The 21,263-nt window shown below is 64.9% G+C and carries 20 protein-coding genes and 1 pseudogene; 13 read left to right on the top strand and 8 right to left on the bottom strand.

Annotated features, from left to right (window positions below; genetic code table 11):
• Positions 1–50: 50 nt before the first annotated feature.
• The 6 genes from J1M81_RS15565 to J1M81_RS15590 all read left to right on the top strand — a co-directional run bounded on the left by J1M81_RS15565 (position 51) and on the right by J1M81_RS15590 (position 5,836).
• Complete coding sequence (locus J1M81_RS15565; RefSeq protein ID WP_027496099.1) at positions 51–692, top strand: hypothetical protein; 642 nt, start codon at positions 51–53, stop codon at positions 690–692.
• Positions 693–710: 18 nt separating this feature from the next.
• On the top strand, positions 711–1,910 hold the full coding sequence (locus tag J1M81_RS15570; protein ID WP_206498305.1) for a sensor histidine kinase: 1,200 nt from the start codon (positions 711–713) through the stop codon (positions 1,908–1,910).
• The gene (locus tag J1M81_RS15575) at positions 1,907–2,566 is read left to right on the top strand and encodes a response regulator transcription factor (RefSeq protein ID WP_032364108.1); all 660 of its coding nucleotides are present in this window, start codon (positions 1,907–1,909) and stop codon (positions 2,564–2,566) included. The genes J1M81_RS15570 and J1M81_RS15575 overlap by 4 nt, the downstream gene beginning before the upstream one ends.
• Before the next feature lie 81 nt (positions 2,567–2,647).
• The gene (locus tag J1M81_RS15580; protein ID WP_206498306.1) at positions 2,648–3,403 is read left to right on the top strand and encodes an ABC transporter ATP-binding protein; all 756 of its coding nucleotides are present in this window, start codon (positions 2,648–2,650) and stop codon (positions 3,401–3,403) included.
• Positions 3,400–4,782: an ABC transporter permease gene (locus tag J1M81_RS15585; protein ID WP_027496095.1), complete on the top strand. Its 1,383-nt coding sequence runs from the start codon at positions 3,400–3,402 to the stop codon at positions 4,780–4,782. The genes J1M81_RS15580 and J1M81_RS15585 overlap by 4 nt, the downstream gene beginning before the upstream one ends.
• A gap of 196 nt (positions 4,783–4,978) precedes the next feature.
• The gene (locus tag J1M81_RS15590; protein WP_032401187.1) at positions 4,979–5,836 is read left to right on the top strand and encodes a DUF559 domain-containing protein; all 858 of its coding nucleotides are present in this window, start codon (positions 4,979–4,981) and stop codon (positions 5,834–5,836) included.
• A 107-nt stretch (positions 5,837–5,943) separates the two neighbouring features.
• Here the strand turns inward: J1M81_RS15590 and egtD are convergent, their stop codons facing one another.
• The 4 genes from egtD to egtA are packed head-to-tail and all read right to left on the bottom strand — an operon-like array spanning position 5,944 to position 10,202.
• Positions 5,944–6,909, bottom strand: a complete 966-nt coding sequence (gene egtD / locus J1M81_RS15595) for an L-histidine N(alpha)-methyltransferase (protein ID WP_027496093.1) — start codon at positions 6,907–6,909, stop codon at positions 5,944–5,946.
• 9 nt (positions 6,910–6,918) lie between these two features.
• Positions 6,919–7,659, bottom strand: a complete 741-nt coding sequence (gene egtC, locus J1M81_RS15600) for an ergothioneine biosynthesis protein EgtC (protein ID WP_032364113.1) — start codon at positions 7,657–7,659, stop codon at positions 6,919–6,921.
• On the bottom strand, positions 7,660–8,964 hold the full coding sequence (gene egtB, locus J1M81_RS15605; protein WP_196251055.1) for an ergothioneine biosynthesis protein EgtB: 1,305 nt from the start codon (positions 8,962–8,964) through the stop codon (positions 7,660–7,662).
• Positions 8,961–10,202: an ergothioneine biosynthesis glutamate--cysteine ligase EgtA gene (gene egtA, locus J1M81_RS15610; protein ID WP_032401186.1), complete on the bottom strand. Its 1,242-nt coding sequence runs from the start codon at positions 10,200–10,202 to the stop codon at positions 8,961–8,963. The genes egtB and egtA overlap by 4 nt, the downstream gene beginning before the upstream one ends.
• A gap of 143 nt (positions 10,203–10,345) precedes the next feature.
• Between egtA and J1M81_RS26395 the strand changes: the two genes are divergently transcribed.
• On the top strand, positions 10,346–11,515 hold the full coding sequence (locus tag J1M81_RS26395; RefSeq protein WP_241258137.1) for an aminotransferase class V-fold PLP-dependent enzyme: 1,170 nt from the start codon (positions 10,346–10,348) through the stop codon (positions 11,513–11,515).
• Positions 11,516–11,560: 45 nt separating this feature from the next.
• On the opposite strand, the pseudogene J1M81_RS15615 reads toward J1M81_RS26395, so the two are convergent.
• Positions 11,561–12,391, bottom strand: a pseudogene (locus J1M81_RS15615) (DMT family transporter); the annotation flags it as partial.
• Between the two features lie 74 nt (positions 12,392–12,465).
• Here J1M81_RS15615 and J1M81_RS15620 point away from each other — a divergent pair.
• The 3 genes from J1M81_RS15620 to pth all read left to right on the top strand — a co-directional run bounded on the left by J1M81_RS15620 (position 12,466) and on the right by pth (position 14,597).
• Entirely contained in the window at positions 12,466–13,074 is a 609-nt protein-coding gene (locus tag J1M81_RS15620; RefSeq protein WP_206498307.1) for a TetR/AcrR family transcriptional regulator, read from the top strand.
• Between the two features lie 185 nt (positions 13,075–13,259).
• Positions 13,260–13,922, top strand: coding sequence for a 50S ribosomal protein L25/general stress protein Ctc (locus J1M81_RS15625; protein ID WP_027496086.1), 663 nt, complete (start codon positions 13,260–13,262; stop codon positions 13,920–13,922).
• An 81-nt stretch (positions 13,923–14,003) separates the two neighbouring features.
• On the top strand, positions 14,004–14,597 hold the full coding sequence (gene pth / locus J1M81_RS15630; protein ID WP_027496085.1) for an aminoacyl-tRNA hydrolase: 594 nt from the start codon (positions 14,004–14,006) through the stop codon (positions 14,595–14,597).
• Here the strand turns inward: pth and J1M81_RS15635 are convergent, their stop codons facing one another.
• Positions 14,598–16,232: a fatty acyl-AMP ligase gene (locus J1M81_RS15635; protein WP_027496084.1), complete on the bottom strand. Its 1,635-nt coding sequence runs from the start codon at positions 16,230–16,232 to the stop codon at positions 14,598–14,600.
• 129 nt (positions 16,233–16,361) lie between these two features.
• Between J1M81_RS15635 and J1M81_RS15640 the strand changes: the two genes are divergently transcribed.
• The 3 genes from J1M81_RS15640 to J1M81_RS15650 all read left to right on the top strand — a co-directional run bounded on the left by J1M81_RS15640 (position 16,362) and on the right by J1M81_RS15650 (position 19,466).
• Positions 16,362–18,044, top strand: a complete 1,683-nt coding sequence (locus J1M81_RS15640) for a peptide chain release factor 3 (RefSeq protein ID WP_032364118.1) — start codon at positions 16,362–16,364, stop codon at positions 18,042–18,044.
• A gap of 9 nt (positions 18,045–18,053) precedes the next feature.
• A complete protein-coding gene (locus tag J1M81_RS15645; RefSeq protein WP_206498308.1) occupies positions 18,054–18,707 on the top strand; it encodes a nicotinamide mononucleotide transporter family protein in 654 nt (217 codons plus the stop codon).
• Positions 18,708–18,854: 147 nt separating this feature from the next.
• On the top strand, positions 18,855–19,466 hold the full coding sequence (locus J1M81_RS15650; RefSeq protein ID WP_206498309.1) for a hypothetical protein: 612 nt from the start codon (positions 18,855–18,857) through the stop codon (positions 19,464–19,466).
• Between the two features lie 11 nt (positions 19,467–19,477).
• On the opposite strand, the gene J1M81_RS15655 is transcribed toward J1M81_RS15650, so the two are convergent.
• Both J1M81_RS15655 and J1M81_RS15660 read right to left on the bottom strand, forming a co-directional pair.
• On the bottom strand, positions 19,478–20,476 hold the full coding sequence (locus J1M81_RS15655) for an enoyl-CoA hydratase/isomerase family protein (RefSeq protein ID WP_206498310.1): 999 nt from the start codon (positions 20,474–20,476) through the stop codon (positions 19,478–19,480).
• A 45-nt stretch (positions 20,477–20,521) separates the two neighbouring features.
• The gene (locus tag J1M81_RS15660) at positions 20,522–21,205 is read right to left on the bottom strand and encodes a DUF4166 domain-containing protein (protein ID WP_032364166.1); all 684 of its coding nucleotides are present in this window, start codon (positions 21,203–21,205) and stop codon (positions 20,522–20,524) included.
• Between the last annotated feature and the right edge of the window lie 58 nt (positions 21,206–21,263).

Below are 21,263 nucleotides of genomic sequence, written 5' to 3' on the forward strand. Positions count from 1 at the left end.
GAGACGGGGGCGTGCGGGGCGGGTTTTGTTGTCACCTAAGATGACTCGTCGTGATCGACGCACATTCTCTCAACGCCCCGGCCGGAACTACTACCGTCAGAATCGCTCGATGGACGCCGGGCGGGTGCGTCTGGTGCGGCAGCACCGACAGCGTCGAAACCTTCCGTAACGAGCCGCGGTGCGGCCTGTGCCGAGAGAAGGAAGCCGTCATCGACGAGGCGAAGCACTTCATCGGTATGTACGGCCTGCGGCCTCTCGGTGGCACGCTCGCGTCCGACGACGAGGAGGAGCGCGAGTACCGCGTCACCGCCCGCGATGCGCGTGAGGTGCTCAACCGCATTCGACTCGAGAAGCTCCCCGACCCGGCCGCGGTCCGCAAAGCGTTGCGGCCCAGAGCCGCTGCTGCAGTGAACGCAGCGGCGTCTTCGTCGGCGACGACGTCGGGGTCTGCTCCGGCGAAGGCACCCACCAAGAAATCGCAGGCCGGTGTCACCGGGATCGACGCGATCGAACTGCAGTCGCGGGTGGAGAAGTTGCTGACTCAACTCACCTCGGTGGACGAACAGATCAGCGCACTCGACGGCGCGCAGGGCCTACCGGCACGCGCACGTATGAAGGATCTCGAGAAGCAGCGGACGACCGTTCTGACGACGCTGGCCGCCCTCGAGAAGGCGCGTCGCCGCACCAACTGATGCACGTAGTCTGATCGAGTGCTGCGCAAGCTATCGATCTCACGGCAGGTACTCGACGCCGCGTACGCGGTCGTGTTCGTCCTGCTGCTGCTGGCGTCCACCGTGAACGGAGTCGCCGGTACCGCAGGTGTGGGCGTTCTGGTCGGGTTCGGCGTTGCACTGGCCATCCGACGCCGATCACCACGATGGTCCTTGGCGCTCGCCTGGATGCTGGCCGTCGTGCAGATGGTCACCGGAGTGCTGCCGCTGTCTGCGGACACTGCGATCTTCGCAATTCTGTATTGCACGGCCGCGTACGGCGACAACGTGGTTCGACGCCTCGGGCTGGCATCGGCAGTCGGCGGCGGAGTCATCGCAGCGCTGTATCTGGCGTATGTGGACGGCAATCCGTTCGGCCCGCCGACGGAAGAGGGCTACCAGGAACCCCGAATCGCGCAGTTCGCTCTGCTCCTCGCCGGCCTCTGGGCCATGTTGGGGTTGTCCTGGGCACTGGGCCGCCTCGCCTACGCCAGGCGCACCGCCATCGAATCCGCACACGCGCGCGAGCTCGCGGAGGTTCATCAGGCCCGCGCCGAGCACGAGGTGGCAATCGAGCAGGAGCGCAACCGAATTGCCCGCGACATGCACGACATCGTCGCGCATTCGCTGGCTGTGGTGATCGCACAGGCCGACGGCGCGCGGTACGTACGCGCTGTCGATCCCGCCGCGGTGGACACCGCACTGACCACCATCTCCGATACCGCCCGCGCCGCGCTGTCCGATGTACGGGTGTTACTCGGCCAGCTGCGGCACAGCCAAGGCGACCTGCCGAACCCGACATCGGAGGATCTGGATCGACTGCTCGCCTCGATGCGGGCCACCGGTCTGCAGATCGACGCCACCATCGACACCACCGGCTCGTCGTTGGGGGCCGGAGCGCACCTGGCGCTGTACCGCATCGCACAGGAATCGTTGACCAATGCGCTGCGCCACGGCGACCCGGACGAGCCGGTGTCCGTCACCATCGAATCCGATTCTGCCGGCGTCGAACTGACGGTCCGCAACAGTGTCCGTCCCGGCCGTTCGGTCACCGAATCCTCCGGCCACGGGGTCGCCGGCATGAAGGAGCGTGCCGGCCTCTCGGGCGGTACGTGCATCGCGTCCGGTGACGACTCGTCGTGGACCGTCACTGCGTGGCTGCCTGCCACGTCCGAAGCCAGCAAGGGAAAAGTGTCATGAGCGAACGCATCAGAGTGGCCCTGGTGGACGACCAGCAACTGTTCCGGGCGGGCATTCGTATGCTCATCTCCTCCCAGTCCGACCTCGAGTTCGTCGGGGAAGCGGGGAACGGCGTCGAGGCCGTTGCACTCGCTGCGTCCGCAACGCCGGACGTGATGCTCATGGACGTGCGGATGCCGGTGCTCGACGGTATCGCCGCCACCGAGCAGATCCTGGCCGCATCCGAGCACCCGCCCCGGATTCTGGTCTTGACGACGTTCGATCTCGACGAGAGCGCTGCACGTGCAATCCGTTCCGGTGCAAGCGGATTCGTCCTCAAAGACGCCGACCCGGAGTTCCTCCTCGCGGCGATCCGCACGGTGCACGCGGGCAACTCGGTCATTGCTGCGTCGGCGACGACCGGCCTGCTCGCGCACTTCACCCCGACTCCCGCTGTACCGAAGGCACCGGCCGAATTCGCCACTCTCACGGCGCGGGAAAAGGAGCTGTTCAGGCTCACCGCACGCGGGTTGAGCAACTCCGAGATCGCCGAGCTGGAGTACCTCAGCGAAGCCACCGTGAAGACACACATCAGCCGCATCTTCGCCAAACTCCACCTGCGTGATCGGGTGCAGTTGGTGGTCTACGCCTTCGAGCACGGACTGACTGGAGACTGACACCGAAGTCATCCTGCAGATGTACGACGCGAAGACTCGCGCCTGATTACTTCGGTCCTGCGAATTCATAGCGTTGTTGCCATGACGATCACAGCAGGCCCTGTTGCACGGGCAATCCAAGTCAGCAAGCATTTCGGCGACTCGTCCAACCCGGTGAGCGCGCTCGACAACGTCTCTCTCGACATTCACGGCGGCAGGTTCACCGCCATCATGGGGCCATCGGGTTCCGGCAAGTCCACCCTCATGCATGTCATGGCAGGGTTGGACACCCCCAGTTCCGGGCAGCTCATGCTGGCCGGAGCCGACATCACGTCGGCGGGCGACGACGCTCTGACGACGTTGCGCCGCAAGCAGGTCGGCTTCATCTTCCAGTCGTTCAATCTCGTTCCGACGCTCGACGTCAGGGACAACATTCTGCTGCCGTTCGAGCTGGACGGCCGCGCGCCCACCGCCGAGGAGTCGGCCTGGATCGAGCAACTCATCGATACCCTGGGGTTGCAGAGCCGCGTCGGGCACCGGCCCCATCAGCTCTCGGGCGGCCAGCAGCAACGCGTCGCGATCGCTCGAGCTCTGGGTACTCGGCCGCAGCTGATCTTCGCCGACGAGCCCACCGGAAACCTCGATTCCCGCACCGGGCGTGAGGTTCTCGGCCTCCTCGCTGCGGCAGTACATCAGTACGGTCAATCCATCGTGATGGTCACCCACGATCCAGTCGCGGCCAGTTACGCCGATCGCATCGTCTTCCTCGCCGACGGCCGCATCGTCGACGAACTGGGACGCTCGACGCCGGAACAGATCTCGAACTACATGCTGGGAATGGAAGGTGTTCTCCGATGAGCGTGTCCACATCTGCTCGGGCGTCTCGGGAACACGGTGCGAGCATTCTGGTGACGGCGCTCGCGTCGTTCTTCGGCGTCGTGCTGATCCAGGCCACTGCGTTTCTGGTCGACATCTTCGACGACGGCAGCGACAGCACCGGAATTGTGGCGTTGTACTGCGTGGCACTGGTGTTCATCGGCCTCGCCCTGTATGTCGCGGCTGTCGTCACCTCGAACACGTTCGCGACGATCGTGGCCGGCCGCACCCGCACCATCGCGCTGCTCCGCCTACTGGGTGCCCGGGCTCGCGATCTGCGTCGATCGGTCGCCCGGGAAGGCTTCCTCGTCGGGTTGTTCGGTGGCGCAGTCGGTCTGGTGCTCGGTGTCGGTGTCAGTCACCTGGCCCGCGCCGTCGCGGTATCGGCCCGTCAGTTGCCGGACGTGCAGTACACGTCCGTACAACCGCTGGTGGTCCTTCCCGTTGTCACCGTGGTTCTGACGACGACGCTGGCGTCGTACGTCGGATCACGGAAAGTTCTGGACGTCACTCCGATTCAGGCGACCGGCGGTGCCGTCGACACCGGGATCGAGACCCCACGGTCGAGGCGGGTACGGACGGTGTTGTCGATCGTGCTCATCGCGGGCGGTGTCGTGCTGCTCGGCCTCGGTGTGCTGATCGGGATGGTCAACCCCGGCGGAGTACTGGTCGCGTTCTTCGGCGGTGTGGCATCGTTCACCGGCATCATGGTGGGTGCGTACCGCATTCTGCCCGGCGTGCTCCGACTCGTCGGAAGGATGGCGGGCCGCGGGCCGGCCGCACGATTGGCGTCCGCCAACGCAATTCGCTATCCGGATCGCAGCACCCGCACTGCAGTGGGCCTGCTCATCGGGGTGACCTTGGTGGTCACCTTCGCAGTCGCGATGTACAGCTATCGATCGATGCTCGTCGACGAGTACGACGAGGAGACCATCGGTCAAGTGCTGACGGTAACCGTCGGAATCATGACCGGCCTCATCGGTTTCTCCGCCGTCATCGCCGCGGTCGGCATGGTGAACAACCTGCTGCTGAGCATTCTGCAACGTACCCGGGAAATCGGTCTGTTGCGCGCACTCGGATTCACCCGCAAGCAGATTCGTTCCATGATCGTCTCGGAGAGCACCCAGATGGTGGTCGCGTCGATGGGCTTCGGGCTGATCCTCGGAATCGGATACGGTTGGGCCGCAGCACAATCGCTGCTGGGTTCGCTGAGCGGCGGCGGCGTGTCTGCTCCGACACTCCCCTGGGCCGTCATCGCAGGCACGGTACTGTGCGGCGGGCTTCTGGCGCTCGGAGCATCGTTGGCACCGGCGCGGCGGGCGAACAAGATCTCGCCGGTACTTGCGTTGGCGGACACCTGATCGGGAGGCTTCGGGTTGGCTACCAGGGGCATGGTTGCGCACTACCGACGCCGATCGACGGAAGTCCGTCGATCGGCGACCGTAGCGTGCAACCGTGCCCGCTCCGCCGGGCAGTCCTGTGGATAACGTCGTCGAGTTATCCACAATTGCGAGATTGCCACTGTTGCGTGGGCCCGTCAGCCGCAACGGTGTAGCAATGGGGGTCTACACAGTGCAGCAATTGCTCGCACAAGGAATCAGCACGAGCACGATTTCGAGGCGGTCGCGGTCCGGTGAGCTGGTGCGACTGCTGCCGAAGGTCTACGCGACGGAGAAGCCAGACTATTTCGGACTGTGCCTCGGGGCCACCCTGTGGAGACCGGACGCCGCACTGAGTCACGAAAGTGCGGCATGGTTATGGGGACTGATCCAATACGAACCGCGTCTGGTCGACGTCACTGTCGGCCCGACCGGCCAGTCGAGGTCGGTGCCCTGGATCCGAGTTCACCGCCGAGTTCTCGGCGACATCACCACGCGACGCGGCATGCGAGTGGTGTCCCTGGAGCAAACGTTCGTCGATGTCGCGACCTGCTTGTCGACGCCCGATCTCGAGAAGTTCTTCGACAACGCCATAGACAATCACGTGCCGTGGCGTCGGGTCGCTGAACTGTGTGACACGGCAAAGGGCATGGACGGGATGGCTGCAGTGCGCAAGCAGCTTCGAAGCTGTTGCCCGAGAACCCTGTCCGAGCCGGAGCGGGTGGTGGCGCGGGCATTGAAAGCTCGCCACTTCACAATGGAGATCAATGCGCGCGTAGGTAGGTTCTACGGCGACCTGGTCGACTTTTCCGCACGAGTCATCGTCGAGATCGACGGACGAGAGTTCCACACGGATCCCGCGACGTTCAACAACGATCGTCGACGCCAGAACGAGTTGGTGCTCGACGGATGGTTGGTGCTGCGATACTCGGCGGCCACAGCACTTGCCGAACTCGATCGCGTCGTGGACGAAATCATCACGGTGGTGCGTCGTCGCCGGAAGTCGGTTGCAGCAACGGGACGTCGACTCCCGTGAATACGCGTCATCGACGGGCAGGGTTGCGCACTACCGACGCCGATCGACGGAATCCCGTCGATCGGCGAACATAGTGTGCAGTGGTGCCCGCAATGCCAGCGGTCCGTTCAGACCCTTCCGGCCAGGATCAGAGCGAAGCGCGAATCTGCGTCGGACCACAGATGGAGGACGTCGAAGCCCGCCATCTTCAATTCACCGGCAATGCCGTCCGGCCGGAACTTCGCGGAGATCTCGGTACGTAGATCTTCTCCGGACTCGAAGTGCACGTGCAGGTCGAGATCGTGCAAATACACCTCCTGCGCAGCTGTGGCCCGCAATCGCATCTCGATCCACTCGTGCTCGGCGTTCCACAGTGCCACGTGTTCGAAAGCCTCGGGGTCGAAATTCGCGCCGAGCCGAGAGTTCAGAACCGACAACACGTTTCGGTTGAACTCGGCTGTCACCCCGGCCGCGTCGTCGTACGCGGGAACGAGCACGTCCGGATCGATCACCAAGCCCACCCCGAGCAGCAGAAACTCGCCGGGGTCGAGTGCGTCCGCTACAGCCGCAAGGAATTCCTCGCGTTCCTGCGGGATGAGGTTCCCCAGAGTGCCGCCGAGGAAGGCGATTGTGCGGCCTGTTCCGGAGGGAAGATTGTGCAGGGTATCGGTGAAATCGCTGACGATGCCGTGCAGTTCCAGCGTCGGGAACTCCTTCGAGATCTGCTCGATAGCACCCTCCAAGGCGGTACTGGACACATCCTGAGGCACATACGTTCTCAGCGAACCGTGTTCGATACCGGCAGACAACAGCAGCTTGGTCTTCTCCGACGAACCCGAGCCCAGCTCGATCAACATCGACGATTCGGTGGCCCGGGCGATGTCGAGTGCATGCTCCTCGATCAGCGCGCGCTCGGTGCGGGTCGGGTAGTACTCCGGGAGCACCGTGATCTGCTCGAACAGCTCACTGCCGACGGCATCGTAGAAGTACTTGGGCGAGAGCCACTTCGGGTCGGCCGTCAAGCCCTCCCGCACGTCCTTGCGCAATTCGTCCAGCAGCGTCGTGTCGGTCAGATGTACGTCCACCGTGCTCATGACTCTCCTTCATTCTTCCAGGGTCGAAACGGTGACACCGGTCGCTGTCGCGACGACGATGCTGCGGTCGTCGATAGAGATCCATTCGGGATCGTCGTCGACGGGTTCGGAGGCGATCGTGACCGAATCCTCGGTCTGCAGTACCGACAGCGAATGATGCACCGCCGTGGCATACATGGACGTGCCGTCCGAGAGCAGAAAATTCAGGCGCGCCTTGGGCGACCTGGCCAGAACCTCTCGAACCAGCATGCGCAATGCCGACTCGGGATCGTGTGTGCGCAACAGGTTTCGCAGCACGATCCACAATCCGGCGGCGTCGGTAGGGGCCGGCAGCATCAACGCATCGGTCGGCGGAATCTCCGACCACAGCTCCGCCAACGATTCCGGCCAACCGAACACGACGCCGTTGTGGCTGAATGCCCATCGCTCGTCGGTGAACGGGGCACAGGCACTGCGTTCGACCGGCATTCCCACGGTGGCCGATCGGACCGCCGCGATCACCGACGTCGACTGCAGTTGCGGCAGAGCATCGTCGATCGCAGGGTCGGTCCAGATGGGCATCGGATTGCGATAGCTGCGTACGGTGTCGTCGCCGTCCCACCAGGCAACGCCGAACCCGTCGGCGTTGATGGTGCCGCCGCCCCGCATGTCGGTGGGCGCGAACGATTGTGTGCGCAGGGAGTTCTCGCCCCGGGTCAGCAGTGACCCGACCGAGGTGGTTGCTCCGAGGTACCCGAGATGACGGCACATTCAGTGCGACTCGACGTCGCGGGCCAACCGGAACCCACTGAAGATCTGCCGACGAATCGGGTGATCCCAATTTCGGAACGTCCCGCGGCAGGCCACCTCGTCGGTGCCGAAAGAGCCGCCACGCAACACCTTGTAATCGCCGCGCAGAAACACCTCCGAGTACTCGGCATACGGGAATGCCTCGAATCCCGGGTACGCCTCGAAACCCGAGGACGTCCACTCCCACACGTCACCGATGAGCTGATGGACCCCGGCCGAGGACACACCCTGCGGATACGCCCCCACATCGGCCGGTTCGAGATGTCGCTGATTCAGATTGGCATGTGCTGCAGTGGGTTCGGCGTCTCCCCAGGGATAGGCGCGGGAGGTGTTCGACGCCGCGTCGTACCGCGCGGCCTTCTCCCATTCCGCTTCCGTCGGTAGCCGCTTGCCTGCCCAGCGCGCGTAGGCGTCGGCCTCGAACCAGCACACGTGTACGACGGGTTGCTGCGGACGCACCGGCCTGCGCACCCCGAAGCTCCGACGCCACCAGGTGCCGTCGGAATCGGACTCCCAGAACTGCGGGGCGGTGAGCTGCGCGTCGACGCGGTGCGCCCACCCCTTCTCCGTCCACAACTCGGGGCGCTCGTAGCCACCGTCGGCGATGAAGTTCATGTACTGCGCGTTGGTGATCGGGGCCCGGTCGATGGCGAAGGTCGGCACGTGCACGGCGTGTGCAGGCCGCTCGTTGTCCAACGCCCACGGGTCGAGCGACGTCCCCATCGAGAACGGCCCACCGGCAATGATGGCTTCCCCCGCCACCGGCATCGTGGACGTCGGCGGTGCGGGAGAAGTGAGAACGGCTGGGCCGGAACGTAACTGGTGGGTTGCGAGCATGGTTTCGTCGTGCTGCTGCTCGTGCTGGGCGATCATTCCGAACGCGAACCCGTGCTTCTCGACCGGCCGACCCTCGAACGTGCTGTGCTCCAACACGTCCCAGGCCTTGTCCCGCACGGTATGCACGTAGGCGCGCGCTTCCTCGGGCGTCAGGAGCGGCAGGGACGTTCGCGACGAACGCGAGTGCTTGAACGCGTCGTACAACTCGTCGATGTCCGGCCGCACCGGATCGCGGCCGCCGACATCGCGCACGAGCCAGAGTTCTTCCTGACTGCCGATGTGTGCCAGATCCCAGATCAGCGGGCTCATCAACGGCGAATGCTGAGCCATCAGTTCGGTTTCGTCCACGCACTCGGTGAGCGAGGCGCTGCGGGACCGGCTCCGAGTCAGCACGGTCTCGATTCTGGTCCTGAGTTCTTCGGCGCTCACACCGATTCCTTTCGGCTCTGCGATGTCGGCGACACCGCATCGAATTCGTGGGGCGAAATACCGGCGCGACATCTCCGAGATGCCGCACGCAGCTGCTGGGAGAACTCTCCTCCCGCGGATGATGCGAGATCGAGCACTTCGCTTGCGGCCCTGCGCAACTCGCCATCGGCCAGACCTGCCCGGGCCGCATCGAGCCACCGACCGGCTGTGCCTGCGCCGAGTTCGGTGGCCTGGGTAACCAGATCGGGAGTGGACAGCAGCGCCTCGAACGCGGCGGCCGGTATCACCCATTGCCCGTCGGGTTGCGCGTCGAGGTAACGGATTTCGAGGTGCCCGCAGGCTCGGACATGCGGGAACAGCGTCGTCAGGTGGTAGTCGAGATCGGCGTAGGTTGCCGGGCGACCGACAACGCTCGGATCGTCGAGCCACTGCGCAAAAGTGATGCCGGACGGCGCTTCCCAGTTCTGGGTGGTTCCCTGAATACAGAGGAGCGGAACGTCGAGTGCCCACCGCGCGTAATCGGCGATCGGATCGCCCGTGTTCGGTACTGCGGTCCGGCTGGAATCGAGTTCGAGCCAGGTCCGCATTCGCTGCGATGCCCACGCACCCGTCGGTGCCCCGGCGAGTTCGGGAGAGCGCGCGAACGCGGCGACGAAGGCCGGGCCGATGGCGTGCAGCATCTGCCATCGCGAAGTGACCTCGGCCCGATCACGTCCGGCGTCGACACTGACCTGGGTGGCGGCGGTGTTGCACATCATCAGCTTGCCGAAAGGCCCGATGGTGGTGAAACGGTTTTCCATCGCGCAGTAGCGCGGTAAGACCAGTAGTCGTTCGGGATCTCGCACGGCGTCGGCGGGAACTGCGCTGATGGAGATGCCATCGCGACCGAGCATGTCGTGCAACAGTCGGGCATCGGCGTCGAGCAGCGGTTCGAGCTGGGAAACGGAAATAGAAGGCGAACTGGACAATTCGACTTGGCCACCCGGTTCGACGGTGACGATACTTCCGCCCGGCAACGTCAGGGCGGGTGACTCGGGAGCGATACTGCGCGGGGAGTGATCACCGAGCGCAGCGGCCAGAGCTGACAGGGAGGGCCGCGAACCGTCGTCGAGGGCCGTGAGCCATTCGAGTTCGGCACCGATGAGCGACGGTGGCCCCAGCTTGAAACACACCTTCGACACATATGCCTCGATGGCTGGGCGCGTGCTCAGCTCGAGGGACTTCTCGTTGGAGGACACATTTCCTTCTTTCCCACTCACCGCGATCCGACTACGCAATGTACCCAGCTGCCAGGATCGAAAACGCCGAGATCCCGCGTCGTATCGAGGCTACCGATTGTGGAACCCTGATGCCTGAGAGTTCGCTACCGGAAGGACTATCGATGCTCGATCACGACCGCATTCGCCGCGACACCCCTGGTGCGTCGAGCCGGATATTTCTCGACAGCGCCGGCTCCTCGCTGCCGCCCACCGTCGTCGTCGACACCGCGATCGCCCATCTGCGCCGCGAGGCGGAGATCGGCGGGTACCGGGCCGCGAGCGAACGCCTCGACGATCTCGCGGCCGTCAAGGCATCGATTGGAACCCTGATCGGGGCACCGGCGTCGACCATCGCTCTGAGCGATTCCGCCACTCGTGCGTGGACCGACTTCTTCTACTCGGTGCCGTTGTCGGCCGGGGATCGAATCCTGCTGTGCGAGGCCGAATACGCCAGCAACGCCATTTCCGCGCTGCACCGCGCCGAGGTCTCCGGGGCCACGATCGAGGTGATTCCGAGCGACGCGTCGGGGTGCATCGACATCGACGCGCTCGAGCAGATGCTCGACGACCGGGTCAAGGTGGTGTCGGTCGTGCACGCGCCCACCAACGGAGGCTTGATCAACCCGGCCCGCGCAGTGGCCGATCTCGCCCATCGACACGGTGCCCTTGTTCTGCTCGACGCGTGTCAGTCCATCGGCCAGCTGCGGGTGGACGTGGACGAACTCGGCGTCGATGCGCTGTCGGCCACCGGTCGCAAGTGGCTACGCGGGCCCCGAGGTACCGGGTTCCTGTACCTGCGTCCGGAATTGGCCGCGAGCTTGCATCCACCGGCTCTCGATCTGCACAGCGCGCAGTGGGAGGACTCGTCCACCTACCGGATGGCCGACGACGCAACACGTTTCGAGTTCTGGGAATGCGACGTCGCAGCCCGCCTCGCCCTCGGCGCGGCCGTCGACTATCTACTCGAACTGGGCATCGACGACGTCGCGGATGCCATCTCCGAGCGCGCCGAGTACCTACGTGCCGGAATGCGAGGCATTCCCGGGGTCACCGTCCACGATCTCGGTGACCGCAAGAGCGGCATCGTCTCGTTCACCGTGGACGGTGAGGAGCCGGTGGCCGTCCGCGACCGGCTTGCCGACCGAAACGTGACGGTCACGGTGAGCCATCGCGGTTCCACTCGACTGGACATGACGGGCCGGGGGCTCGACGCCGTCGTCCGTGCATCCCCGCACTACTTCGTCACCTTCACCGAGCTGGACACGATGCTCGCTGCGCTCGCCGGTGTGTGAGCGGGCTCTACGGTCCGGCTGTGCGCTGAGGTAGGCGGCGACCCCGATCCCCGAGACCGCGAGGCCCGCGATACCGAACCACGTGACCGCGTCGCCGAACATCACGAAAGCCCAGAGCATCGTCGTCGGCGGTGTCAGGTAGAGCAGCACGCTGGCACGAGTCGGTCCATTGCGGCGCACGACGAACAGGTACGCGCCGTATGCGCCGAAGGTCGACAGCACCACCGTCCACGCCACCGCAGCCCAGAAACCCGTCGTCATCGGCGGTACCGCGTCACCGGCAAATGCACTCCACGTCATGAAACCGAGTGCACTGATGCCACATTGGATGGCCATGGCCAGCGCGATGGGTTCTTTCGGATCCAGTAGCCGTTGCCCGATCGTCCCGGCCGACAGCGCCAGCATGCCCGCGGCAGGAAGCAGGTAGACGGGCCAGGCGAGATCGGCACCGGACAGGTCACCGACGACGACGAGCGTCACTCCGGCGATGCCGACGACGAGGCCGAGGATTCCTCTCGATCCGACGCGTTCGCCGAAGATCCTGCTCGAGGCCAGCGCGACCACCAACGGCTGCAATGCAGCGATCAGGGCGGCGACGCCCGGAGGGACGCCCATGCCGATGCCGGTGATGGTGGCACCGAGGTAGAGGAACTGACAGAAGAGGCCGAGGACTGCGTGGATACGCAGCGCGTGCCACGTCGGGGTGAGTCGTCGCCATCGGCACCACGCGACGAGGAGCACGACTGCCACCAGGTACCTCCAGGCCAGCAGCGTGTGGGCCGGAGCTTCGGCGGTGCCGAATTCTGCTCCGATGAAGCCGGAACTCCACAGAATCACCAGAGCCGTACCGGCGAGAACGTCGATGCGTGAGGTCATGAGAGCGATGTAAACATACAGGTCTGTATACTCGCAGTGAACCCCACTCCGACCAGCGCTTTCGAAAGGTCGTCATGCACGACAAGCCACTGACCCCGGCAGCGGAACGAATTCTCGCCGTCGCGAGCGAGCTCTTCTACGACCGCGGAATCCGCGCCGTCGGCGTCGACCTGATCGCCGACGAGGCCGGCACCACCAAGAAGACCCTGTACGACCGTTTCGGCTCCAAGGACGGCCTGGTGCAGCGTTACCTGAAGCGGCGATACGACCTCTGGTGTGCGCACGTGACGCAGTACGTCGACTCCCTCGACCAGGGTGAGCAGCGTGTACTCGGGGTCTACGACGCACTCGACCTGTGGATGCGCGACAACCATCGCGGCTGCGGATTCGTCAACGCATTCGCCGAGTTCGGCGGCACCGACAGCCCGGTGTTGGCCATCATCGAGTCGGAGAAGGCGTGGACGCGATCGCTGTTCGCACGCCTGGCCACCGAAGCCGGCTACCCCGATTCAGAGGAGCTCGGGACTCGATTGTCACTGCTGCACGAAGGTGCGGTGGTCATGGGAACCGCAGGCGGTCGCGACGACGCCATCGCCGTCGCCCGGTCGGTGGCCGCCGAGTTGCTCGCTGCGCTCGCACGTGAGCGGAAGTTCGTAGCAGGGGTCGAACTTCCGCGCACGTGACCTGGTCGTGTATTGTCTTCCAGGTTGTCTCGGCGAGGGTAGATCCGGCTCATGAGGATCCACCGTTATCGACGCGGCTCGGCCCCGTTGGCCGCGCTCGTTCGTGTCCGCCCCGACGAGTTTGACAGCCCGACGAAGTACGCCGCACGAACCACAGATCACAGTTATCAGGAGCATGTAGCACCATGGCATCGAAGGTAAACAACCTCACCGCACAGGTCCGCACCGAATTCGGCAAGGGTGCCGCACGCCGCGCTCGTCGCGACGGCCTCGTTCCCGCCGTTCTGTACGGACACGCAACCGACCCCCAGCACCTGGCACTCGACGCCCGCGCATTCGCTGCCGTGCTGCGTAACGACGGCACCAACGCTGTGCTCACCCTCGACATCGCCGGCAAGTCGCAGCTGGCACTGACCAAGTCGATCGTCGTGCACCCGATCCGTCGCAGCATCGAGCACGCCGACCTCCTCGTCCTGAACAAGGGCGAGCGCGTCACCGTCGAGGTCAACATCATCGTCGAGGGCGACGCCGCACCGGGCACCCTCGTCACCACCGACTCGACCGCCGTCGAGATCGAGGCCGACGCGCTCGAGATCCCGGAGAACTTCGTCGTCTCCGTCGAGGGTGCCGAGATCGGCACGCAGATCACCGCAGCAGACCTGGATCTGCCGTCCGACGTCACCCTCATCTCCGACGGCGAGACCCTCCTGGTCAACGTCGTCGAGGCACCGTCCGAGGAAGACCTCGAGGCCGACGGCGAAGGCACCGAGCCGATCTCCGAGACCGGCGAGGCCGAGACTCAGGAAGAAGCAGCTTCCGAGGACGAAGACAGCTCCGACGAGAGCTGATTCTCTCCCCTGCATCTCGAGCGGCGCGCTGTTCTCCTTCGGGAGACGGCGCGCCGTTCGTTTCGAACCATCGATGGAAGAATGACGCCCGTGAGCACCGAAAACGGCCCCGCCCTGATAGTCGGGCTCGGCAACCCCGGTCCGCAGTACGACAAGACTCGGCACAACGTGGGCTTCATGGTCGCCGACGCACTCGCCGGGCGCGTCGGCTCGTCGTTCTCCTCGCACAAGAAGTCCAATTCCGACATCGTGCAGGCCCGGCTCGACGGCCGTTCGGTCGTCGTCGCGAAGCCGCGAACGTTCATGAACCTCTCGGGCCAGCCGGTGGCGGCACTGGCTCGGTTCTTCTCCGTCGACCCCGCGAACATCGTGGTGGTGCACGACGAACTGGACATCGACTTCGGCGCACTGCGACTCAAGCTCGGCGGCGGTGAGGGCGGGCACAACGGTCTGCGCTCGATTTCTCAGCACCTCGGCACCAAGGACTACCTGCGGGTCCGCGTGGGCGTCGGACGGCCGCCGGGACGGATGGACCCGGCGTCGTTCGTGCTCAAGCCCTTCTCGACGCCCGAACGCAAGGACCTCGGCGTCGTGATCGAAGAAGCCGCCGACGCCGCCGAGCTACTGCTGAAGGTCGGTCTCGAGGCCGCCCAGAATCGGGTGCACCCGCGCTGATCAGTTCAGCAGCGACACCGAATTGGCCCGTCGCAGTTTGCCGCTCGACGTCTTCGGGATGCTGCCCGGCCCCAGGACTGCCACCGTGCGCGGGCGCACTCCTACCTCCGAATGCACCGCGTGGATCACTTCACGCTCGATGCGCTTGACCTCGTCGGGGTTGTCGATATCGTTCGTTTCGACTGCAACAGCGAAGCTTTCGCGTTTGTCGCCGGCGTCGAGGCGGATCGCGACGGCGTTACCGGGCCGAACTCCCGCGACGGTGCCCGCGGCTCGTTCGATGTCGGTGGGATAGATGTTGCGGCCGCCCATGATGATGACGTCCTTGACCCGGCCGCAGACGACCACCAGTTCGTCCTCGGTGATGTAGCCGACGTCGCCGGTATCGAGCCAGCCGTCGGCGTCCTGTGTCGGCACGGGGCCGTCGACGGTGATGTATCCGGGCGTGACGGCCTTGCCGCGGACCTCGATGATGCCGACACCGCGCGCGGTGAGCACCTGCCCTTCCTTGTCCACGACGCGACCTTCGAGACCGGGAACGAACTTTCCGAGAGTCGCCAGGGATCGGGTGTTGCCCCGGGTGGACGGGACTGCGCGGCCGAGGGTTTCGAGTAGATCCGCGTCGACGACGTCGATCACCTGTCCCTGCCCCGGGTCCGGAATCGACACGGCGAGAGTCGTTTCCGCCATTCCGTACACGGGCGCGAGGGCCGCAGGATCGAGCTTGTACGGCGCACCCGCTTCTGCCAATGCGATCATCGTGTCGGGGTCGACGGGTTCGGCACCGTTCCACGCGTAACGCAGCGTGGACAGATCCAGATCCAGATCGTCCTCCGCCTGACGCAGCCGACGCGCCAACAGTGAATACGCGAAATTGGGTGCAGCAGTGACTGTTCCGCGGTACTTGTCGATGAGCTTGGCCCACAACAGCGGCGAGCGCAGGAAGTCCAACGGAGTGATGCTCACGACCTCGGCACCTACCTGCATCGGCACCGACAGAAAGCCCACCATGCCCATGTCGTGGAAGAGCGGCAACCAACTGACCATGACGTCGGAATTGACGTCGAACTCGATGCGATCGATCATCGCGTACGCATTGACGTAGAAGTTCTCGTGCGTGATGCGCACGGCCTTGGGCGACCCGGTGGAGCCGGACGTGAGCTGCTGCAGCGCGATGTCGGTCTCGGCCGTCGGCACCGGATCGATGTCGCGACCGGACTTCATGTCGTCGATCTTCAGCACAGTGATGCCGCGCTCGACGAGCACCGGTGCGGCGATGTCGAACGGAGCTCCCAGAATCACCGCCTTCGCGTCGATCATCCGGACGACGGTTTCGGTGTCCTCGCCCCAGACGGCCAGATCGGTCCGCGGGGTGGGCTGATGCAACATCGTCACCGACGCTCCGCGCATCCACGTGGCCTGGCACGCAGGTGCGATGTCGACGGGCTGGCCGGCGAGAATGCCGATCGCGTCGCCGTGTTCGACCCCCGCGTCGGCCAACGCGCCCGCCATCCGCCGCGCCTGCTCGTGGATCTCACCCCACGACTGGCGCAACGCCGCCTCGGGCTCGCCGGTGACCAAACCACGTTTGCTGCTGCTTGCGGTCTCGAACATCTCGTCGGTGAACTTGCTCAACGCGTCATCTCCTCGTTCGACGGTCCTTCCGCGTCCCTCACCCTAAGCAATCCCGCGATGACCGGTGACCGTTACCGGCCGCGTATCCTTGACCTTTGCCGTTGCCGTGACTACGAGATAGAGGCCTTCGTGAGTACCCCGCCCAGTTCCCCCGACGTCGATGCAGCACTCGACGGGTCAGGACCGAACTCCGGCCCCGCTCGACACTCGGCCAGGGAACTCGATTTCGAGGTCGCGAGGCGTCGAACATTCGCGGTGATCTCACACCCCGATGCCGGTAAGTCGACGCTCACCGAGGCCCTCGCCCTGCACGCGCGCGTCATCTCCGAGGCCGGTGCCATTCACGGCAAGGCCGGCCGTCGCTCCACCGTCTCGGACTGGATGGAGATGGAGAAGGCGCGCGGCATTTCGGTGAGTTCGACTGCGCTGCAGTTCAATTACCAGACCTCCCCCGACGCCGAGGTCACCAACGTGATCAACCTCGTCGACACCCCCGGGCACGCCGATTTCTCCGAGGACACCTACCGCGTCCTGACGGCAGTCGACGCGGCCGTCATGCTCATCGACGCTGCGAAGGGCCTCGAGCCGCAGACCCTCAAGCTGTTCCAGGTGTGCCGCCAGTTCGGCATCCCGGTCATCACCGTCATCAACAAGTGGGACCGCCCGGGTCAGTCCCCGCTCGAACTGCTCGACGAGATCGAGTCACGCATCGGCCTGACGCCGACGCCTCTGTACTGGCCCGTCGGCATCGCGGGTGACTTCCGTGGCCTGCTCGATGTGCAGGACGGCAGTTACATCCGCTTCACCCGAACTGCGGGTGGTGCCACGATAGCGCCCGAGGAATTCATGACGGCCGAGGCCGCCGCGCAGCGTGAGGGCGTCGACTGGGACACCGCCGTCGAGGAGAGTGATCTGCTGATCTCGAGCGGCCAGCAACACGACCAGGAGATGTTCCTCGCCGGCCAGACGTCGCCGGTGATCTTCGGCTCGGCGATGCTGAACTTCGGCGTGCGCCAGATCCTCGACACCCTGGTGGCGCTGGCCCCCGCACCAGGCCCCCGGGCCGACGTCTCCGACGGGGTGCGCGCGGTGACCGATCCCTTCAGCGCCGTCGTGTTCAAGGTGCAGGCCGGCATGGACACCGCACACCGAGACCGCCTGGCCTTCATGCGCGTGGTCTCGGGTGTGTTCGAGCGGGGCATGGTCGTCACGCACGCACAGACCAAGAAGCCGTTCACCACCAAGTACGCGCTCACCGTCTTCGGCCGTGACCGGACGACGGTCGAGAACGCCTACCCCGGCGACATCGTCGGTCTGGTCAACGCCACCGCGCTCGCGCCCGGCCACACGTTGTACACCGACAAGAAGGTCGAGTTCCCACCGATCCCGTCGTTCGCACCCGAGCACTTCTCGGCACTGCGCGTCGACAGCGCCGACAAGTACAAGAAGTTCCGCCGAGCCGTCGAACAACTCGACTCCGAGGGCGTGGTTCAGGTGCTGCGCAACGACATTCGGGGCGACGCCTCCCCGGTTCTCGCGGCCGTCGGCCCGATGCAGTTCGAGGTGGTCACCGCACGAATGAAGACCGAATTCGGCGTCGACGCTCGGATGGAACCGTTGGGTTACTCACTTGCTCGGCGCACCGACGCGGCGTCGGCCGTCGAATTGGGCCGCCAGCGCGGCGTCGAGGTCTTCACCCGGACCGACGGTGCCCTGCTGGCTCTCGTCAGCGACAAGTGGCGACTGCAGTACATCCAGAAGGAGATGCCCGAGCTCACCCTCGAGCCCCTCGTCGCCGCAGGCGATCAGTAACCTGTCGCGGTGCTGACAGATCTGCTCGACGCCGAATTCAGCGTGCTGGGCCACCCGGTGCTGTGGCGCGAGGTGATCGGGAACGGCTTCGGACTGCTCTCCGCGGTCGGCGGGATGCGTCGAGTCGTGTGGGCGTGGCCGGTGGGAATCATCGGAAATGCGCTGCTGTTCACCGTCTTCATGGGCGGGGTGTTCCACACTCCGCAGGCGTTGGATCTGTACGGACAAGCCGGACGGCAGCTGATGTTCATTGCCGTCAGCGCTTACGGGCTGGCCCGGTGGATGCGCGGCTCGAGGAACTCGGGGGCCGCCGTCGTTCCGCGCTGGGGCACTGCCCGTGAGCGACTGGTGATGATCACTGTCGCAGTCGTCGGAACGATCGTGTTCGCGCAGCTGTTCGGGTACCTCGGTTCGTTCGGCAAGTGGGCCGATGCGTGGATCTTCACCGGTTCGATGCTGGCGACGTTCGGCATGGCCCGCGGGCTCACCGAATTCTGGCTCATTTGGATCGCGGTGGACATCGTGGGCGTCCCGCTGCTGGTGATCGCCGGTTTCTACCCGTCCGCTGTCCTCTACTTGGTATACGCCGGGTTTGTGACCTGGGGTTTCGTGGTGTGGTTCAGGATTCAGAACAAGCCTTTGGACCAAAAAATGGCGATCTAAACAATCGTGATGCTACTCTCAGGCGGTCCGAACAAACTTCGAGTACGTTTTGGCGTGCTCGACGCCGAGTTGGGCGTCATGTGAGTTCTCCGATCATGGCGTCTCGGCGCGGAACCACCCGAGAATCACGATGAAGTGGAAAACGACATGACTAAGGGAACGAACTACCCATTGGCCGGGATCAAGGTCGGTGGCGCTCCCGCGCATCGTTTGGCGACGCCGCCGAACTCCGATTCCACTCCGTCCAACGGTGCCCGCGCCGACAGTTCGGTAGCTGCACCCGCCGAGAAGGCGGCCGAAACCACCACCGATTTCCCGGCGGCAGTGGTCACGTCCACCGACACGGCATCCGCTCCACAGCCCGCAGCATCAGAGAAGCCCGCCACGGAATCGAACGAGGTTGAAGTGACCACCAGCGATCAGATCTCAGAACACGGCCTGCCCACCAACGGCCGTTCCACCGCTCACGCCTCCAGCGGCAGCACGTCGCCGTCTCTCGGCCGCGGCCAGGCACCCGACCGTCGTACCGCCATGGGCGTCGCCTCGGTTCGTATTGCGGGTCGGCTGACCCAGAACGAACTCGGCAGCCGCACCGGCGACATCCGCACCCCCGACACCTCCGTCGGCCCCGACGAGCTGCTTCAGCTCCTCGGCGAATACCTCGTCTCCGGCGGTCTGCAGAACCCGGAGATCCACGTGCGTTCCAACGGCCAGACCATCGTGCTGGACCTGCAGAACCCCGCCAAGGGTTACCGCTGACCCACTGACGGTCACAGCAGCCGCTGGAAGGCCTCTGGTCGCACCATCTCGAGCACCAGAGGCTTCCACTGCGGCGCGCGGTCCTTGTCGACCAGCACTGCGCGCACCCCCTCGGCGAAGTCCGGTTCTGTGATGATCCATGTCGCCAGCCGCAACTCGCGATCGAGGCACTCCCGCAACGTACTGTCCGCAGCCCGCTCGATCAGGGCATCGGTGGCCATCAAGGACGTCGGCGACAGCGTTGCCAACTGAGTCTTGGTCGTGCGAGACCACGCGGTATCGCACTCCAAAGCATCGATGATGTCGACGAGCGACGTCTTCTCGAACACCGTGGCCACCGCCTTCGCGTCGAACGACAATTCCGTCGTCGGCGGCGGGGTCGTGTGTCGCTCGAGCGCTGCACCGAGATCGGTGCCGCCGAGAATGTCGTCCTTCAGCGCCTGGACGGATTCGCTGGGACAAAAGTGTGTCGCCAATCGCAGTGTCACAGCGTCGGATCCGGTGATCCGGGTGCCTGTCAGCGCCAAGTAGCGTCCGATGTGATCAGGCAGCCGGGACAGGAAATAGCTCGAACCCACGTCGGGAACGAATCCGATCGCCGTCTCCGGCATCGCCAGAAGAGCGTTCTCGGTCACGATCCGCACGCTGCCGTGCACCGAGATTCCTAACCCTCCCCCGAACGCCGCGGCCTCGATGACCGCCACATACGGCTTGGGGTACGTCGCAATGATCTCGTCGAGGTCGTACTCGGCAGAGAAGTAGCGCGGCCCGGCTTCTCGGTCGCCGTCGATCACGGCCTGCCTGATGGCCTTGATGTCTCCGCCGGCGCAGAACGCGCGCGGTGAACTGCTCGTCACCAGAACCGAACCGACGGTGTCGTCGTCCCGCCACGCATCGAGTGCCGCGCGAATGCCGTGGATCATGGCCTCGTTCAACGAGTTCAGGGCCTCCGGCCGGTTCAGGACGATATGCCCGACACCACCGACTACCTCGGCTTCGACTACGGCCACTGCGGACTCCCTTTCACCTGCTTCGATCGACGCGTAACAGTAGCGCTATTCGCGTGATTCGATCGAGCGCGGCCGCGCGTCGGACGGTATGTCGGCGGGACGGCACTCGCGCTCCTCCGCGGTGAACCACCCGCGATACAGGAACAACTGGCCGAGCACCGGGCTCTTGACTTCGATCTCGATGCGGTGCCGTTCCTCTGCCGCGTCCCACCATTCCCGACCGATCGTGACCGCAGAGGCCACCTTCGGCAACTTCGGCGCAATGGGACCGAGCAGAAACCGCGGCACCTCGCTCTCGAGCACCAACCCGCCGTCGGAGTCGACCGCACACGTGGTGTGCACCACCATGTCCGACGAGAACCCCAGGTAGTCGAGCGCATATGCGTCGGATTCTGCCGACGACACCATCACCGAATTCATCCCCTGCGGACGCGCGGCGAACGCGAAGCGACGCACGAAAGACATTGTCTCGCGGCCCAATTCGTCGACGTACGCATAGTTGGCAATAGTGAAGGGCACATCCTTGCCCACCCCAGCAGGAAACAGGCCTCGCTTACGACCGGCCCACAGCAGCGGCGGAGGAACGAGACGAGAGTGAGTCATCTCCTCCATCACACCGACCCCGAACTGAGCCCGATGATCCGAGGACTGCAAACCGAAACGCCATTGGACCTTGGGATGCAGACGAGCGAAATCCGAACCCATCACTTCTGCGACGACCGATGCCATGACCACAGTATGCGCTGCGCGCATGTGCATGAAACTTCGTAGCAGGTTACGAGTTACC

Source organism: Rhodococcus sp. KRD175 (genome assembly GCF_017168275.1).
Classification (GTDB): Bacteria; Actinomycetota; Actinomycetes; order Mycobacteriales; family Mycobacteriaceae; genus Rhodococcoides; species Rhodococcoides fascians.